This is a genomic window from Pseudomonas sp. JL23, assembly GCF_056933585.1.
This window is the reverse complement of sequence record NZ_CM167795.1, coordinates 2762662-2780717: the sequence shown is the minus strand read 5'-3', so window position 1 is coordinate 2780717 and position 18056 is coordinate 2762662. Positions and strand designations below refer to the sequence as shown.

At 60.4% G+C, this 18056-nt stretch carries 14 protein-coding genes; 7 read left to right on the top strand and 7 right to left on the bottom strand.

Going from position 1 to position 18056, the window contains the following annotated elements; translation table 11 throughout:
* Positions 1-81: 81 nt before the first annotated feature.
* From AC1Z24_RS13015 to AC1Z24_RS13005, 3 genes are all read left to right on the top strand, one after another.
* Positions 82-855, top strand: a complete 774-nt coding sequence (locus tag AC1Z24_RS13015; protein WP_483745981.1) for a glucose 1-dehydrogenase — start codon at positions 82-84, stop codon at positions 853-855.
* Positions 856-870: 15 nt separating this feature from the next.
* Positions 871-1920: an L-idonate 5-dehydrogenase gene (locus AC1Z24_RS13010; protein ID WP_483745980.1), complete on the top strand. Its 1050-nt coding sequence runs from the start codon at positions 871-873 to the stop codon at positions 1918-1920.
* 96 nt (positions 1921-2016) lie between these two features.
* A complete protein-coding gene (locus tag AC1Z24_RS13005) occupies positions 2017-2967 on the top strand; it encodes an AraC family transcriptional regulator (protein ID WP_483745979.1) in 951 nt (316 codons plus the stop codon).
* Positions 2968-3119: 152 nt separating this feature from the next.
* On the opposite strand, the gene AC1Z24_RS13000 is transcribed toward AC1Z24_RS13005, so the two are convergent.
* Both AC1Z24_RS13000 and AC1Z24_RS12995 read right to left on the bottom strand, forming a co-directional pair.
* Complete coding sequence (locus tag AC1Z24_RS13000; RefSeq protein WP_483746611.1) at positions 3120-4895, bottom strand: methyl-accepting chemotaxis protein; 1776 nt, start codon at positions 4893-4895, stop codon at positions 3120-3122.
* A 313-nt stretch (positions 4896-5208) separates the two neighbouring features.
* Entirely contained in the window at positions 5209-6438 is a 1230-nt protein-coding gene (locus AC1Z24_RS12995; protein ID WP_483745978.1) for an MFS transporter, read from the bottom strand.
* A gap of 256 nt (positions 6439-6694) precedes the next feature.
* Between AC1Z24_RS12995 and AC1Z24_RS12990 the strand changes: the two genes are divergently transcribed.
* Positions 6695-7594 carry an SMP-30/gluconolactonase/LRE family protein gene (locus tag AC1Z24_RS12990; RefSeq protein WP_483745977.1) on the top strand — a complete coding sequence of 300 codons (900 nt, stop codon included), beginning with the start codon at positions 6695-6697 and terminating at the stop codon, positions 7592-7594.
* Between the two features lie 120 nt (positions 7595-7714).
* Here AC1Z24_RS12990 and AC1Z24_RS12985 read toward each other — a convergent pair whose 3' ends face one another.
* A complete protein-coding gene (locus tag AC1Z24_RS12985; protein ID WP_483745976.1) occupies positions 7715-8260 on the bottom strand; it encodes a DUF4174 domain-containing protein in 546 nt (181 codons plus the stop codon).
* A 185-nt stretch (positions 8261-8445) separates the two neighbouring features.
* On the opposite strand from AC1Z24_RS12985, the gene AC1Z24_RS12980 reads away from it, so the two are divergent.
* A complete protein-coding gene (locus tag AC1Z24_RS12980; protein WP_483745975.1) occupies positions 8446-9063 on the top strand; it encodes a LysE family translocator in 618 nt (205 codons plus the stop codon).
* A gap of 5 nt (positions 9064-9068) precedes the next feature.
* Here the strand turns inward: AC1Z24_RS12980 and AC1Z24_RS12975 are convergent, their stop codons facing one another.
* Together AC1Z24_RS12975 and AC1Z24_RS12970 are read right to left on the bottom strand one after the other, a co-directional pair.
* Entirely contained in the window at positions 9069-11618 is a 2550-nt protein-coding gene (locus tag AC1Z24_RS12975) for an EAL domain-containing protein (RefSeq protein WP_483745974.1), read from the bottom strand.
* Positions 11619-11777: 159 nt separating this feature from the next.
* The gene (locus tag AC1Z24_RS12970) at positions 11778-12812 is read right to left on the bottom strand and encodes a DUF1176 domain-containing protein (protein WP_483745973.1); all 1035 of its coding nucleotides are present in this window, start codon (positions 12810-12812) and stop codon (positions 11778-11780) included.
* Between the two features lie 135 nt (positions 12813-12947).
* Here AC1Z24_RS12970 and AC1Z24_RS12965 point away from each other — a divergent pair, with 135 nt between their 5' ends.
* On the top strand, positions 12948-13976 hold the full coding sequence (locus tag AC1Z24_RS12965) for a DUF4917 family protein (protein WP_483745972.1): 1029 nt from the start codon (positions 12948-12950) through the stop codon (positions 13974-13976).
* A 290-nt stretch (positions 13977-14266) separates the two neighbouring features.
* Positions 14267-15091 carry an HDOD domain-containing protein gene (locus AC1Z24_RS12960; RefSeq protein ID WP_483746610.1) on the top strand — a complete coding sequence of 275 codons (825 nt, stop codon included), beginning with the start codon at positions 14267-14269 and terminating at the stop codon, positions 15089-15091.
* 105 nt (positions 15092-15196) lie between these two features.
* Here the strand turns inward: AC1Z24_RS12960 and AC1Z24_RS12955 are convergent, their stop codons facing one another.
* Together AC1Z24_RS12955 and AC1Z24_RS12950 are read right to left on the bottom strand one after the other, a co-directional pair.
* Positions 15197-16141, bottom strand: a complete 945-nt coding sequence (locus tag AC1Z24_RS12955; RefSeq protein ID WP_483746609.1) for an alpha/beta fold hydrolase — start codon at positions 16139-16141, stop codon at positions 15197-15199.
* Between the two features lie 104 nt (positions 16142-16245).
* Entirely contained in the window at positions 16246-17871 is a 1626-nt protein-coding gene (locus AC1Z24_RS12950; protein ID WP_483745971.1) for a phosphoethanolamine transferase, read from the bottom strand.
* Positions 17872-18056: the final 185 nt, after the last annotated feature.

Below are 18056 nucleotides of genomic sequence, written 5' to 3'. Positions count from 1 at the left end.
ATGAACATTGGCCGTGAGCCTGAAACTAGGCTGAACTGGGCGGCACTCGAGCCTGCATGGCTCTTCTCAGGAGATCACTGCATGTCCAATGTTAGCGAGCGCTTTCGCCTCGACGGCCGACTGGCCCTGATCACCGGCTCCAGCGCCGGTATCGGCCTGGCCATCGCCCGTGGTCTGGCCCAGGCCGGCGCCCGAGTGGTGCTCAACGGCCGCACTGCACAAACCCTCGAAGCCGCTGCCGAAGTATTACGTGGTGAAGGCCTTGAGGTGCACACGCGGATTTTCGACGTCACCGATACCGATACCATCCGCCACGCCGTCGCCGATATCGAAAAGAAGCTCGGCCCCATCGAGATTCTGGTCAATAACGCTGGCATGCAGCGCCGTGGCCCGTTGGAGGAATTCAGCGAGGTGCACTGGAGCGAACTGATGCGCACCAACCTGGACAGCGCCTTTCTGGTCGGCCAGGCCGTAGCTCGCTACATGATCAATCGCCAGCGCGGGCGCATCATTAATATCTGTTCGGTGCAGAGCGAACTGGCCCGCCCCGGCATCGCCCCCTACACGGCGAGCAAGGGCGCACTGAAAATGTTGACCAAGGGCATGGCCGTGGACTGGGGTCCTCATGGCCTGAACGTCAACGGCATCGGCCCCGGCTACTTCAAGACCGAACTCAATGCCGCGCTGGTCGCCAACCCTGATTTCAGCAGTTGGCTGGTCCAGCACACTCCCAGCCGCCGCTGGGGCGATGTCGAAGAACTGGCGGGCGCCGCCGTGTTCCTCGCCTCGGACGCGGCCAGTTTCGTCAACGGCCATATTCTCTATGTCGACGGCGGCATCACCGCCTCACTGTGATCTTCGGAGTCAGTCATGAACGCAATTGTTTGCCACGCAGCCAAAGATCTGCGGGTTGAAGCGCAAGATGAGTCTGCCCTGCCCGCTCCCGGCCAACTGCGGGTGCGTGTCGCCCGTGGCGGGATCTGCGGTTCGGATCTGCACTACTATCAGCACGGTGGTTTCGGCACCGTGCGCCTGCGCGAGCCCATGGTCCTGGGCCACGAAATCTCGGCAGTGATCGATGCCGTGGGTGATGCCGACAGCCCTTTCAAGGTCGGCCAGGCCATTGCCGTGTCGCCCTCGCGCCCGTGTGGCGGTTGCCGCTTCTGCCATCTGGGCCAGCCTAATCATTGCCTGAATATGCGCTTCTACGGCAGCGCCATGCCGTTCCCGCATATCCAGGGCGCGTTTCGCCAAAGCCTGATGATCGATGCCAGCCAGGCGCATATTCTCGCCGATGGCCTGAGCCTCGGTGAAGGTGCCATGGCCGAGCCGCTGTCGGTGGGCCTGCACGCCATTGCCCGCGCTGGCGGGGTGTTCGGCAGGAAAGTACTGGTCACCGGCTGCGGCCCTATCGGCAATCTGTTGATCGGCAGCCTGCGCGCTGCCGGCGCTGCCGAGATCGTGGCCGCCGACCTCAGCGACTCGGCCCTGGCCTGCGCCACCCGCATGGGTGCCAGCAGCACCCATAACCTGGCGACGAATCCGCAGGCCCTGCAGGGCTACACGGCGCAGAAAGGCTATTTCGACGTAATGTTCGAAGTGTCCGGCAGCGCCAAGGCCCTGCATGACGGCCTGCAATGCGTCGCCCCGCGCGGCGTGGTGGTGACCGTCGGCCTGGGCGGCGATGTTGCGCTGCCGCTGAACCTGATCGTCGGCAAGGAGCTGGACCTGCGCGGCACCTTCCGCTTCCACCCGGAATTCGCCCAGGCCGTGGACTTGCTCAATCGTCGGGTCATCGATGTGCGGCCGGTGATTTCCCACTCGGTGCCCTTCGGCGAAGCGGTCAGGGCCTTCGAACTGGCGGCGGACAAGAGCCAGGCGATGAAAGTCCTGCTGGATTTCGGCGTCGCCGACCGCTGAGACTCTGACATCCTTGCCTGATCCTCTGAGGCGGGTTGTGTTTTGTGCGGGTCGCGCGCAGATTCGGGGTCTTTACCGCTGCCCGGTGTGAGATCCATGACTGACCGATTCGCCGACGACCCGCACCTTTCCCGCCAGATGGTGGCATTGCTGCAACAGCTCGCTCCCGTCGAGGGCTACAACCTCACGCCCCTGGCGGATGTGCGCCTACTGCGCTCCAATCGCCCCCTGAGTCGCACCCCGGTGCTCTACGACCCCGGCATCGTCATCGTCTGCCAGGGCCGTAAACGCGGTTATTGGGGTGACGAGCTGCTGGTCTATGACGCCCGGCATTATCTGGCCGTGGCCGTGCCTGTGCCCTTCACCATGGAAACCGAGGCCAGCGCCGAAGAACCACTGCTTGCCATCTACCTGCATCTGGATTTCACCGTGGCCGCCGAGGTGCTGTTGGCGCTGAGCGAACAAGGCGGCGATGAACATTACGAGCCCAAGGGCCTGTATGCCTCGCCCATGGAGAAGCCGCTGGAGCAGTCGGTGCTGCGCCTGCTGGAAGTATTGGGCTCGCAAGTGGAAAGCCGGGTGCTGGGTCCGGCGCTGGTGCGGGAGATTTACTACCGGGTGCTGACCGGCGCTCAGGGCGGTTCGCTGCGCGCGGCCTTGGGTCGTCAGGGCCAGTTCGGCAAGATCTCCCGGGCGATCCGCAAGATCCACACCTGCCTGGGTGAGGCGCTGGACGTGGAGCAACTGGCCCGGGAAGTGAACATGAGCGTGCCGAGCTTCCACAGTCACTTCAAGAACGTCACCCAGACGTCGCCCATGCAGTATCTGAAATCCACCCGCCTGCATCAGGCACGGCTGCTGATGCTGCGCAATGGCCTCAACGTCTCTACCGCTTCGCTACAGGTCGGCTACGAAAGCCCATCGCAGTTCAGCCGCGAATTCAAGCGCCTGTTCGGCCTGACGCCCAGCGATGAAGTCATCCGTATGCAACAGTCCTTCGCCTTGCCACCGCCGGCTGCGGCGTCGATTTATGTGTCGTCGCATTGAACCAGGTAGCTGGAACGGGTGTACTGGGTTAGGCGCTGCCACGGTCCTGTAGGCGCTGCCGAAGGCTGCGAAAGCGGAGTATAAGAGAGGTCCCTTCGCAGCCTTCGGCAGCGCCTACAAAAGCTTCATTTCAAATCTGAGGCTGATTATTTTTAAACACGGAAACGCGAAACCAGCGTCTGCAGATGCGTGCCCAACCGCGCCAGCTCAACACTGGAGGCCGCCGTCTTGTCACTAGCCGTTGCGGTCTGTTCCGACACGTCGCGCACGCTGATCACACTGCGGTTGATGTCGTCGGCCACGGCGGTCTGCTCCTCAGCAGCGGTTGCAATCTGCTGGTTCATCGACTGGATCGCCGCCACGCTGCGGGTGATGCTTTCCAGGGATTGCCCGGCCTGACGAGCCAGTTCAACGCTGCTGTCGCTCAGGGCGCGGCTGTTTTCCAGAGTGGTGGAGACTTGCTGGGTACCCGATTGCAGCCCGGAGATCAGCCCCTCGATTTCCTCGGTGGACTTCTGTGTGCGCTGAGCCAGGCTGCGCACTTCGTCAGCCACCACGGCAAAACCACGCCCGGCTTCACCGGCACGGGCAGCTTCGATGGCGGCGTTAAGGGCCAGCAGGTTGGTCTGTTCGGCCACCGACTTGATCACATCGAGCATGCTGCCGATCTTGTCGCTTTCGCGCTTGAGTTCGCTCATGGCGTGGGTCGAATGGCCGACTTCCGTGGCCAGGCGATCAATCTGGGCAATGGCCTTGTTGACCACGTCGTCACCGGCACGGGCTTCACGGTCGGCACCGGCTGCGGCCTCCGAGGCCTGTTCAGCGTTGCGCGCCACTTCCTGTACGGTCGCGGTCATCTCGTTCATGGCCGTGGCCAGTTGATCGGTTTCGATCTTCTGGGTATTGACCCCGACACTGGTCTGCTCGGTCACGGCCGACAACTGCTCGGCGGCACTGGAGATCTGCGTGACGCCGTCGCGAATGCCGCCGATCAGGCCGCGCAGGTTAGTGGTCATGCCATGCACACTGGCCTGTAGTTTGCCCAGCTCATCACCGCGCTCGGTGCGAGCGTGCTCGGTCAGGTCACCGGCCGCGACACGCTCGACCACCAACAAGGTTTCATTCAACGGCGTGACGATCTGACCGGTGATCAGCATGGCCGCAATAACGCCCAGCAATAGCGCCCCGATGGCCGCACCAATCAGGATGTAGCGAGCCTTTTGGGTATCGGCTTCGCGCCACTGAATCTGGTTTTGCGTCAACTTGTCGCTGAGCGACAGCATTGCGGTCATGCTGTCGCCAAGGGTTTTAGCCGCCTGCTCACTGTCCGCCTGGGCGGCACGGAACTGGTCCGCAGTCGCGCGATAGCCAACCAGGGCCTGGTCCAGACGCGCAGCGCCATCGGCCAACGACGGCGGCAAGGTGTCGGCCAGTTTCTTGATATTGGCCCGTGCCGCGTCGATGGCCGCCAAAGCACCGGGGTACATGGAAACCTTGCCGCTGTAGGTGAAACCGCGCAGAGCGAAACGCGCGCCCTGAAACAGACGCTCCTGCTCGACCACGGTTTTTTCCTGGACTTCCCGCTGCAGCATGGCATCCGGGTCGGTCGGCAGCTTGGCCAGGCCGCTGTTCATCTGCTCAAGTTCGGCAGCACCGGCGTCGGCATATTTACCAAAGACATCGCGGGTAGCTTCACGGCTATCAATCGCCTGACGGTATTTACCGAAGACGCTGCGGTAATCATTGAGCCGCTTTTGTGCGTCGCTCAGTAATTGAAGATCCTCAGGAAATGCCAACTGGTCCTGCAGCTTGCTCAGGTGCGGATCCAGGGCATCCATGATCTTGACCACGGCCGCCGCATGCTCAGAGTCGTAATTGAGGGTGTAGGACAAACGCGCAACCCGCAGGTCACGGTACATTTCCGCCATCTTGGCGATGCTGACTAACTTGTCGCTGCGACTGGTCAGCGCACTCAGGCTGCTCCACCCGGTCAGGCTGATCATCAGGGTCAACAACAGAACCAGAGCAAAACCGAATGCCAGCTTTGCACGCACACTGATATTGCCCAGCACACTGCCTGCGGGACGAGCCATGGGTGAATCTCCAGAAAACGCATAATGAACGACTACCAGCCAGGCGCACCTCGGCGCCTGTCACAACTGGACATGTTCTCGCTGCATCGGCCATGGGCGGCGTATCTTGAAGGCCCGCCCGATATTTCATGAAGACAAATCTTGTTACTTATTCAGCAGTTACCCGTGCGCTATACGGCTTGAACATCCAGGTCGCGACTGCACAGGCGGCCAGCAACACACAGGTGCCGAGAAAAACCACGCGCATGCCGAAATGCCCACCCAGAAAGCCACCGGCCAAAGGCCCCAGCACCTGGCCGACATATTGACTGGAGGTGGAATAACCGAGCATGCGCCCGGCCACGTTTTCCGGCACGGCATGACGGATGATCGCGGCGATGCACGGCAACAGCCCGCCCAGGGCCAGGCCCATGAGAAAGCGCAGCAGCATCAGTTGCCATTCCTGAGTGACGAAGGCTTGGGGGATCAACAACAGCGAGGCCACGGCCAGGCACCCGGTAACCACTGTCCAGTGACCAATCCGGTCGGCCAGCTTGCCCAGGCGTGACGCTGAAATGATGCTGCCAAGCGCCGTGGCCGACATCACCAGCCCCGCCGCCACCGTCACCTGCTCGGCCTTGAGCTGGATCAGGTAGACGGTAATGATCGGCTCGATGGACATCACCGCGAACATCAGCAGACTGGCCACCACCAGCATGATCAGCACCGGCCTGCGGTCACTGATACCGGCCCAGACACTGGCCCTGGCGGCAGCCTTGTGCTCTTTGCTGCGGGGCGGCCGGGGCGCTTCCTTCATCAGGAACAGCGTGGCAAGGAAGGTCACGAAGATCGCCGCCCCGGCCAGAAAAAAGGTATTGCGAATGCCAATCAGCGGCGGCAGCGAGCCACCGATCAAGGGTCCGGCGAGATTGCCTGCCATGATCCCCGACGAGAGCATGCCCAAAGCCCAGCCAGATCGCGCCTTGGGCGTCTGGGTAGCAACCAGGATGGTCGCGCCGGAGGCATAACCACCCAGCAGCCCGGCCAGCAGACGCAGCAGCACCAGTTGCCAGACATTCTCGGCCAGGCCGATCAGCGACATCGCCACAGCCATGCCCAGGCTCGCGCGAATCAGCATCAGCTTGCGCCCGTAACGATCCCCCAGACGCCCCCATAAAGGCGCGGTGAAGGCTGCGGAAAGAAAGGTGGCACCAAACGCGACGCCGGACCACTGGGCAATTTCAGCCGGGTCGCTGACCCCCAGTTGCTCGACATACAGCGGCAGAAACGGCAGCAGCAAGGTCATGGCGATGATTGTGGTAAATGAGCCCAGGGCACACACCGCCAGGTTGCGTTGCCAATGCTGCTCGACGGGGTTCAAGTCCGGTGCTGCGCTCATGAATTCTCTCCAGGGATGCAAGCCGGATACGCTAGCGCTTTGCCTTCCATAAATAAAATTCATGTTTTTTATACAGTGCATAACCATCTGGAATGAGCAATCTTATGTGGGACCGGCTTCAGCCGGTAAAACGATGGCAAGGGCGACAAAGATGTGTCGGCTTCACCGATGAATTCCCGGCTAAAGCCGGTCCCACAAGGCATGCCCCACAAAATCTTTTAAGATGTGCAACTCGGACAGCCAAGGAATAACAACAATGAATTACTCCAAACCGTCCCCCATCGCCGTCGTCGGTGACCGTTGCGGCGAAGGCGCCGTGTGGTCGGCGGCGCAAAGCGCGGTGTTCTGGGTCGATATCAACCGCTTTCTGATTCACCGTCTGGACTATCCGTCCCGGCAATTGCAGACCTGGGTCTTCGACGAACCGGTGGTGGCCCTGGCACTGACTGAAGATGACCAGCGCCTGCTGGTGGCCCTTGGCTCGAAGTTGATCTGGTGGTGGCCGCACACCGACGAACGACTGGATCAAGGCTTTACCCTGCCCGCTTCGCCCCAGGCACGCTTGAATGACGGGCGCTGCGACCCGCTGGGCAATTTCTGGGTCGGCTCGATGTTCAACAATGTCTCCCCTGAGGGCGAGAGCATTGGCGGCAGCGGCAAGCCGGGAGTGCTGTACCGCATCAGCGCGGACGGCACGGCCAGCCCGAAGGTTGATGGGTTGCAGATATCCAACACCCTGTGCTGGAGCCCGGACCGTACGACCTTCTATTTCGGCGACAGCCCGACCAACGAAATCCGCGCCTACAGCTACGACGCCGAGAGCGGCGATATCGGCCCCGGCAGGGCTTTTTTCAGCGGCTTCGAACGCGGCGAACCGGACGGCTCAGCCATCGACAGTGATGGTTATCTATGGAACTGCCGCTACGGCGGTGGCGGCATCGCCCGTATCGCCCCGGACGGGCAACTGGACCGATTCATCGAAATGCCCACCCTCAACCCGACCACTTGCGTGTTTGGCGGGCCGGACCTGAGCACGCTGTTTATCACCTCAGCCGCCAACGACACCCTGCCTGGGGATCGTCTGGCGGGGTCGTTGTGGATGATTGAGACAGATGTGGCGGGGTTGCCGGAGAACAAGGTCAAATTGACAAGCTGACAGAGCCCTGTAGGAGCGAGGCTTGCCCGCGAAAACAATATTCGCGGCAATGAAAACTCACCGTATGTGCCCACCCCTTCGCGGGCAAGCCTCGCTCCAACGATGCCTGCGCCAGGCCTTTTAGTCATCCAGCCCTTTGGGCGCAGCCGCCGCGCCCTTGCCCGGTTTGCCGCCCTTCTCCGGTGCGGCAGGCTTGGCTTCCGGAACCGCAGCCGGTGGCGGCGGTGCCGAGGCCTGTTTTTCCGTGTCCGGCAACTGGTCGATGGTGTTGAACAATTCCTTGGGTTCGATAGCGCCCGCGTGCTCCATTTTCTTTTCGCCATCCTTGCCGACGAGGATGATCTTGGTCTGGGCACCGGCGCCCAGTTTCAATTCGCGAATCAGCGCCATGGTCGACTGAGCATCGAGGTCCTTGCCATTGCGTTGGCCGATGGTGTTGATCACGGTGTAGAGGACCATGTTGCGCTCATCGAAGGCCTTGCGATTGTCCGGTTCAGCCAAGGCCTTTTTCAGGCTGACCAGGGTCGGATCCACCGTGCTGGGGGCAATCACGATCAAAGGACGAGAACGACCCCGATCCTGATTCAAGGGGGAATCGCTGTCGGCCGCCAACAGAGGGCTGGCAAACGCCAGGGCGGTGATCAGCGTCAGTGATCGCATGAACATGGGGATCTCCTTTTCGTCTTCTTGGTTGAAGCATTGCGCATTGTGAACAAAGCGCCAGCTTCAGACTGCAAAACCAGCCGATATATCCCGACACTAAACCAGCCGAGGCGTTAACGGAACATCGTCGCTGTATCGGCCAGCGATTTCAGGATAACTTGGCGCACCGTCGTTACAGGAGTTTCCCCATGATCGATAGCCAGGCCGTCCTTACCGTGTTCATGGTGTATATCGCCGGGGTACTGATTCCGGGCCCGAATTTTGTGGCCGTGGTCCACAAGGCCGTGTCCGACACGCGACAACAGGCTCTGGCACTGGTGGCGGGTATCGTTGTGGTCAATGTGTTCTGGGCGAGCTGCGCCATCGGCGGGATCAGCGTAGTCTTCGCCGCGTTCCCCTGGGCGGCATTGACCATCAAACTGCTGGGCGCCGCCTATCTGATCTGGTTCGGGCTGCGCCTGCTGCTCAAAGCCGGTACAGGGGCCGCCGCAGCACCTGCGCAGGCCGCCGTCGGCGGTGCTGGCCGCGCCTTCATGCAGGGTGTGATCACCAATATCGGCAACCCCAAATCCATGGCGTTCTTTGCGGCGGTATTTTCCTCGGCAGCACCGGCCCATGCTTCGCCGGGAACCTTTCTCTCGATGCTGGCGGTGGTGGCCATGGTCTCGTCGAGCTGGTACACCCTGGTCGCCGTCGCCTTGTCACAACCGACTGTGGCCGCTGCCTATCGGCGCAGCAAGAAGACCGTCGACCGGCTATGTGGCGGCCTGATCCTGTTTCTGGGCATCCGTCAGTTGGCTCACTAGGCCGATCAGATGGCCTGCTGAGCTTTGGCCGTCAGCCAGACTTCAAGATCGCTGGCCGACAATGGCCGGGAGAACAGATAGCCCTGGGCCACGTGGTAGCCCTGGCGCTTGAGAATCTGGTATTGCGCCTCGGTCTCGATGCCCTCGGCCACCACCTTGAGGCCCAGGCTTTCGCCAATATGAATTACCGCATCGCTCAAGGCCTGGCTGGTCGGATCACTTTCCAGGTCCATGACAAAACTGCGGTCGAGCTTGAGCTCGCGGATCGGCAGGCGGCGCAAATAGCTGAGGCTGGAATAGCCGGTGCCGAAATCGTCCATGGCCAGGCCGACGCCCAGGGCATGCACTTCATTGAGCACATTGAGTGTGCTGGGGTGGATATCCATCAGCACGTTTTCGGTCAGTTCCAGCGTCAGGTCACTGGCCGCAAGCCGGTACTGCTCAAGCGTGCGGGCGATCATGCCGGGCAGTTCGATATTGTGGAAATTGGTCGGTGACAGGTTGACGGAAATCATCGGCACCACCAGGCCCTTGTCACGCCAGGCCGCCAGTTGCCGACATGCCTCGCGAATCGCCCACAGCCCCAGATCGCCGATCAGGCCGCACTCCTCGGCCAGTGGAATGAAGCGCACCGGGGAGATTTCGCCGAACTGCGGATGGGTCCAGCGCGCCAGGGCCTCGACCCCGTGCAGGGTGCACCCCTGCATATTGACCTGGGGCTGATAGTGCAGGCGAAACTGATTGCAGCCCAACGCCTCACGCAGCGCCTGCTCCAGCGCCTGACGCTCCTGGGCCTTCTGATTGAGCTCATGACTGAAGAAACTGAAACGTCCGCGCCCGGCCTTCTTGGCCTGATACATCGCCATATCGGCGCGATGAATCAGCACGCCCATGTTGTCGCCGTCGTCGGGAAACACGCTGATGCCGATACTGGCCGACGGCGATAGTGTCTTGCCAGCTATGCGACAGGGCTCGCCGAGGTTCAGTTTCAGATGTTCGACCACATCGGTGACATGCCGACTGCCGCACTTGGGCAGGATCATGACGAACTCATCCCCGGACAAACGCCCGACAATGTCACTCTGGCGTCGCTCGAAACACAGGCGTTTGGCAACGATCTGCAGCAGTTCATCACCCGCCGGATGGCCCATGGAATCGTTGACCTGCTTAAAGCGGTCCAGGTCGATGAACAAGACGGCCAACTCGGTATTATTGCGTTTGGCATCGCTCAGGGCGTGCTCGGCATTGGCCTGAAGCAGGCTGCGATTGGGCAGCTCAGTGAGGCTGTCGTAAAACGCCAGCTGGCTGATATGGGCGCGGATTTTCGCCCGTTCCAGGGCCAGGGCGCATAACGGCACGATGACATCGACCAGCCGCTGATGAAATGCCGAGGGGCTGCGCACGTCGTTGTAATAGAGCGCCAGAGTGCCGATGGCCCGGCCTTCAGTGCTCATGATCGGCGTCGACCAACAGCTTTTCAGCCCCAGCGGCAGCACCGCACTCTTATAGTCGAGCCACAACGGGTCATTGGCGATATCGATAGAAATCACCGGTTTGCCGCGAAAGGCTGCCGTACCACAGGCGCCGACTCCTTCGCCGATTTTCAGGCCATCAATCTGGCGGCAGTAATCACTGGACAGGCGTGGAGCGGCCAGGGTGTGCAGACGGTCCTGCTCATCAATTTGCAACACCGAGGTGATGACATCCGGCGCAATCCGTTCGATTTCCCGGCACGCCAGCTCCATCAGGGTTTCCAGGGGCTCTTCCCGAACCATGGCGCTGAGCATGCGATGTTGCAGCACTTCATGCATTTTCGAGCGCGAGATATCGGTAAGGATACCCACCGCGTTGGTGATATGACCGTCGCTGTCGCGGATCGGGTTGATGGTCACGCTGCACCAGATGCGCTCGCCGCTCTTCACATAGGTCAGCTCTTCGGCCTTGATCGGCTGACCGATGCTCAACAACTCCCGAGTTGCGTCGCGCACGTCCCGGGACAGATGCGGCGCCAGCAAGGTGTCCGGGAACTGGCCGCGCACCTCGTCCAGTGAATAACCGAACATGCTTTGGAAACCGGCGTTGACGTAAACGATCCGCCACTGGCTGTCGGTGATGATGATCGAGCTGTCAGTCTGATCAGTCACCAGTGACAGCAAGCGCAGGCGTTCGCGTTCTTCATGCTGTTCGGTGACATCTTTGATAAAGGCGGTGTAAAGAATCTGCCCGTCGCTGACGATGCGTGAGATCGACATGGCGCCCCAGCACTGGCCACCATCGCCGCGCATGATCGGCACGTCACGACTGACTCCGACGTACTTGTCGATGCCGGTGACACGATTGTGGTTTACGTAGGCGTCGTGATGGGGGCGAATATCGTGGGGGATGAGCACGTTGACGTTGTGCCCCAGCACCTGCTCAGGGGACAGCGCCCACAAGCGTTCAGCGGCCGGATTGAACAGCACCACGTTATTGTCGGCGTCGATGACCACGACGCCATCGATGGCCTGTTCAAGGGTCTGAACGAAAATATCGGAAAGACTGCTGGTAATGCCCATGAGGCTGGACCACGTGCGAGTAAGACCGCTGAAGGGCCGGACACCAGCACCTTCGTTGCCCACCTAATAGCACAAAGCCATGCGCGCGAGAAGTTATCTGAGATTAAAGCGTCATTGCGCCAAGTCACCCCGCCGCTGATACACATGAGCATGTCGCGGCTAGTCCCGGGTGCGCCACATCACCGGCCACGGCGACGGGTTGCCCGCGCAGCTGCTCATCATCGCAAACGAACGAGGGCGAAAGCCCTTGCCGTCGTAGCGCCAACTCTGACTCGCGCCGCAGTCACCAATGCCGCGACCCTTGTCATGACTGCTCAAGACACCGGTATCGGCGTCGTACTCGACATAGCCAGTCAATTCATCGGCCATGTCCTCGCCGGGGAATTCGTCGACGTCGAGCAATTCGGCTTTTTCCGGGTTGGCCGCCGACGTCTGATACAAGGCGTAGTTGCAGTTATAGGCGGCGCAACTGGTCTGGATGATCACCAGCACGGTGCTGTCGTTGAGCGCATCGACGGTCACACTGGGGTTTTCATCGGCATCGTGATCAGCATCCCAGTCAGCCCGAGTCGCCTTGAGCACAGCATCGCCGATGCGCTTCTGCTCGGCCTCACTGAGGGCTGTGGCCTTGATAAAGGGCGCCAGTTGCGGCGCCAACGGTGCCGGCGGGACGCCGCTGTCAGGCTTGTTGCCGCGTTTGAGCAAGGCGCCCCGGGTGCCGACCCGCTCCTGCACCGCATCGACCAATAAAAGCGAAGCGCTGAAGCCATCCAGGGAGGTACTGCCTTCGTCGTCCTTGTTGGTCATGGACAGGCGCGTGCCATTGCGCAGTTCATCGATCAGCGCCAGCGCCTGAGGACCGCTGGCGACCCAATTATCGGCATCATCGCCGCTACCCTTTTGCAGCGTGCTCTTGAGAGGCTTGCCATCGAGCAAGGGCTGCTCGGTGACCGCGCCGGTCATGGCCATGGACAGCTGCACCACACCCTGCGGCCCGGCATCACGGTCGATACGCAAGGACAGCGGCGCATGCTCCTGATCCTCTTCAGCGGAAATCGCCGTGCAGTGACGGGTGTTGTCACACACCACGACCCAATTCTTGATGTCCTTGTACAACGGCACTTCTTCCGCCGCCCAGGTCACGGCGGGCAGCAACAGCAGGGACAACAGGGTGGCTTTGCGGGTGAAGGTCATGATGCGGCCTGAAGAAGGTCCTGAAGTGGCGGCACTTTACCGTGCCACTATCTGGCTGAGTAGTCATGCGCCCAGCTGTTTTGTCCGTGCGGGTGGGCGTGGGCCGGGGTTCCCTATAAAATCCCTGCTCTTTCAATGCTGCATCGGGATGATCAAACCGTGGATCTGGACGCTGAACTCGCTCAATGGCCCGCCCTGCAAGAGCGCCACGACTTTTCCGGTTTGCTGCTGGGCAACGGCGCGAGCCAGGCGGTGTGGAAAAACTTTGCCTACGATTCGCTGTTCGACCTGGCCCAGACCACCCGTAACAAGCCCCTGAGTACCAGCGAAATGAGCGTGTTCCGGGTCCTCGATACGCAGAACTTCGAGCCGGTGCTCAGTGCTCTGAAAACCGCCATGCAAGTCAATGCCGCCTTGACCATCAGCTCGGCTTCACCGCGCAATCGCTACTTTGCCATCAAGGAAGCACTGATCCACGGCATCCGCTCGGTGCATATTCCCTGGAAGCTGATGCAGGAAAGTACCCTGGCCCGGCTCAATCAGGCGTTGCAGCAGTATCGCAACCTGTACTCGACCAACTACGACCTGCTGGCCTATTGGGCAGTAATGCACGATCCGCTGCCATTCGATGACCTGTTCGACGAAGACACCGGCTTCAGCCCACGCCCGGCGACGGCGCAACGCACCCGCCTGCTCTACCTGCACGGCGGCATGCACCTGGTGAAGAACCTCGACGGCACCACACGCAAGTTGCCCTCCTCCGGCAGCACGCTGCTCGGCAGCTTTGCCATCAATGCCCTGGACGACGTACCGACCTTCATCAGCGAAGGCCGCAGCGCCGAGAAGCTGAAGATCATTCGTCATTCCGAGTACCTGTCCTGGTGCCATCGTCAATTGGCCACACATCAAGGCGCGCTGTGCATCTTCGGTCAGGCCCTGGGCGCGCAGGATCAACATATCGTCGACGCCATCCGTCAGGCCCGGCCGCAGACCCTGGCCATCTCCATCTACCCACGCAGCCCGGCGTTTATCGCCCATCAGAAAAAACACTACCGTGAACTCTTTGCTGACATGCAGATAGAGTTGCTGTTCTTCGACGCCAAGACTCACCCCTTGGGCGCCCCAGACTTGAACGTGCCGGTGGAGCATTTAAAACCAAGGTGAGCCAATCAAGAGGCAGCGCTGAAAATGTCCTGCCTCTTGTTCATTTATCCAGGCAATCCCGGCGCCCGCGCTAATCGTTTGACGTCAAAAAAGCCTATCTTCCCTAAGCACATGACAGGCCTCTAGAATCAGGGGCGGCTTTTGCCATTAATAGCAAATAGCCATTGATTTATTGAGTTATGCAGACCGCTTGGCAAGACCAGAACACCAAACGTGCACATCTGTAAAAATTGCCTATCTTTGGGTTATTCGGGTGTATTAGAAAAAAGGGTGACGTCTCAATGAACACAATGAAAATTGAAGATCTATTTCGTGATTTGCACAGTCTTCCGAGTATTCCAAAGGTCGCCCAGGACCTGATCCTGCAATTCGATAACCCTTCGTCCAGCCTGGAAAGCGTTGCCCGCAACATTGAAAAAGACCCGGTCATTTCCGCCAAGATCCTGCGCCTGGCCAACTCGGCCCGTTTCCGCGGCTCGCGCGAATCCTCCAGCATCGAAGACGCGGCCATGCGCCTTGGCTTCAACACCCTGCGTACCCTGGTCCTGGCCTCTGCCGTGACCGGTGCGTTCAAGGCCAGCCCAAGCTTTGATCTCAAGGCGTTCTGGCTGAAAAGCTTCCAGGTCGCCGGTATCTGCCGCATGCTCGCCCGGCAAACCGGTGCCGACGCAGAAATCGCCTTCACCTGCGGCGTGATGCACAACATCGGTGAACTGCTGATCCAGACCGGTGCTCCCGAGGTTGCCGAACGCATCAATGCCTCCGCCAAGGCCGGTACTGTCGGCCATGTGGCCAACGAGACCCTGCAACTGGGCTTCGGTTACCCGGAAGTCGGCGCCCATCTGGCCAAGCTCTGGCACCTGCCAAACATCATCGTCGAAGCCATCGCCCACCAGGCGCACCCATCCCAGGCTCCAGACAACGCTGCGCAGCCGCTGATCGTCGCCCAGGCCACGACCATCTCTGACGCCATCGAGAGCCATGGCGGCGCGACGCCGCAAGCCCAGCAAGCCGTCACCGGCCCGCTGATGGACGGCATCGACCTGAACATTCTGTTCCAGGGCCTGCCGGCTGTGCTGGAAGCTGACAAGGCGTTTGCTGAGTTGTTGAACTGATGCGGTCGTGACGATCCGTAGGAGCTGCCGCAGGCTGCGAAAGTGGTGTTGAGCCATTCGCAGCATGCGGCAGCTCCTACCAAGTAACCTCGATCCCGGAAAGGGTCATTTGACCAACCCCGCCACCAACGCCTTGTTGAACACCTCAGGCTCTTCCATCTGCGGTGCGTGCCCCATGCCGGGGAATTCCATCAGTTGCGCCCCCGGAATCATCCCCGCCACCTGTTTGCCCAGCACCTTGTAGTGACCGATCTTCGCCTTGACCTCAGGCGAGGCGATATCACTGCCGATGGCTGTGGTGTCGGCATCGCCGATCATTAATAGCGTTGGCACCTTGAGCTGGGGAAACTCGTAGAACACCGGCTGGGTGAAAATCATGTCGTAGATCAGCGCCGAGTTCCACGCCACCACCTGATGCCCTGCTCCCTTGTTCAACCCGGCGAGCATGTCGACCCACTTGTCGAACTCGGGCTTCCAGCGGCCGACGTAATAAGTGCTCTGCTCGTATTTGCGAATGCCCTCGGCGCTGAGCTTCAGCTCGCGCTCATACCATTGATCGACGCTACGATATGGCACGCCCAGGGCTTTCCAGTCCTCAAGGCCGATGGGGTTGACCAGTACCAGTTTGTCGGTCTGCTGCGGATACAGCAGCGCATAGCGGGTGGCGAGCATGCCGCCGGTGGAATGGCCGATGATTGCGGCCTTGTCGATACCCAGGGACTCAAGCAAGGCATGGGTATTGAGGGACAGTTGCTGGAAGCTGTACTGGTAGTTGGCCGGCTTGCTTGAGGTGCAGAAACCGATCTGGTCCGGCGCAATCACCCGATAACCCGCGGCACTGAGGGCCTTGATGCTGTCTTCCCAGGTAGCGGCGCAGAAGTTCTTGCCATGCAGCAGCACCGCCACACGACCATTGCCGACGCCACTGGGCGCGACGTCCATGTAGCCCATTTCCAGAGTTTGCCCTTGGGACTGGAACTTGAACGTATGCAACGGATGAGGGTAACTGAAGCCCTCGAGCTGCGGGCCATAGGCCGCAGTGTCGGCCATGGCCGCAGGTGTTGCGCAGGCCAGCAGCAGGCTGGCGATGATCGTCTTGTACACGGGCGGCGCTCTCCACAAAAGCCGTAGCGCGCCGCCCGATCGACGCCGGGTCAGGCGCCGGGGCGGCAGGTACGGAAAATATCCAGCTTGGGCTGGTAAACCGAGGTTTGTACACCAAACAGGCCAAGTACCGAATGAAACATGTAGTCGTGGCTCAAGTCCTTGTCGTCGCGCTTGGCCTGCAGGCAGCCACGGTCCACAGCAGCATTGCTCAGGGTCGAGTTTCCGAACCACATCACCATCGGCACATGCACCTGGGCTTCAGGGGCAATGGCGTAAGGTGCAGCGTGCAGATAGACACCATTCTCGCCCAGGGATTCGCCATGGTCAGAGACGTAAATCATCGAGGTGTCGAGCTTGTCCTGGTTCTGTTGCAGCAGGCCGATGACTTTGGCCAGGAAGTGGTCGGTGTAGAGGATGGTGTTGTCATAGACATTGACCAGCTCTTCCTTGCTGCAACTGCCCAGCTGGTTGGTGTGGCAGACCGGCTGGAAACGCTCCATGGCTTTCGGATAGCGATCGAAGTACTCGGGGCCATGGCTGCCGTCCGAGTGCAGGACGATGATGGCGTTGTCCTTGAGGCTGTTGATGTAGTCCTGCAGACCGACCAGCAAGGACTCGTCCAGGCAGTTGCTACCGTCACAGAACTCGCTCGGCTGAGTCTTGGGAATGTCCTTGTTCGGCACACGCAGGCAGGTGCCCTTGCAGTCGCTATTGTTCTCCAGCCACAGCACCTGCACGCCGGCACGTTGCAGCACATCCAGCAGGCCCTCGTAGGTCTTGCCTTTCTTGTCGCTGTAGTCGGTGCGCGGGAACATCGAGAACATGCACGGCACCGACACGGCAGTTGACGTACCGCAGGAATGCACCTGCGTGAAGTTGAGGATGTCGAGCTTCTTCAACTCCGGATTGGTCTCGCGCTCATAGCCATTAAGCGAGAAATGATCGGCCCGGGCCGTCTCGCCGACCACGAACACCATCAAGGTCTTCTTCGGCCGTGCGAGCGTCGCCGCGCTCAGGGTGGCATCTTCACCAATGGCCTGAATCTTGACGTTTTCCTTGATGGCGAAGCGCGACTTGGTCAGTTTGCTGGCCGCATAGATGTAGTTGGTCGGGTTGATGAAATGGGTCAGTTTGTCTTCCTGACGGAAAATCGGAGCATAGGTCGAATAAAACGCCCCTACCGACACCGCCACCAACACGACACAGCCGACGCAGACCAGCAGTTTGTTCAGCAGGCCACGGAAAAACGGTCGATAGGTCACTGGCGTCAACCAGATGACAACGACGGGCAGCACACCCAACACCAGCAGGTAGCCGAACAGCTTGGCGCTGAGCAACGCGGTAGCTTCACCGGGGTTGGTTTCCAGGACGTTCTGCATCATCACCGTATCGATGGCAATGCCGTAGTCATTCATGAAATAGGCGGCGGCTGCCGAACACAGGGCGATGATGCTCAGCACCGGCTTGAGCAGCGGACGGAACGAGACCAACGTCAGCAGCAGGGAAAAAGTCGCCCAGAGAAACAGCCCGAAGGACAGTTGAAAGGCCAGGGCTTTGACCCCCTGCAACTCCATCAGGCTGGTCAGGGCCTTCCAGCTTGCCAGGTTGTACAAGACCACCAGGGCCAGGGAAAACAGCAGGACCATGCGGGTGGAAGTAATGCGCTTGAACATCCAGATCTCCTGTACCGGAATGCGGGCGAGCACATTTCCTTGTGCCCAGCCAACCGTCAAAGGCGCCGCCGAACATACCCCACACACGCAAAAACACCGCCACAGACAAATGCTCCCGCCGATATCGACCGGGGGAGCAGTCGTATCGAAAGGAGCAAAAGCTGGACGGTGCAGCGAGACGGGTT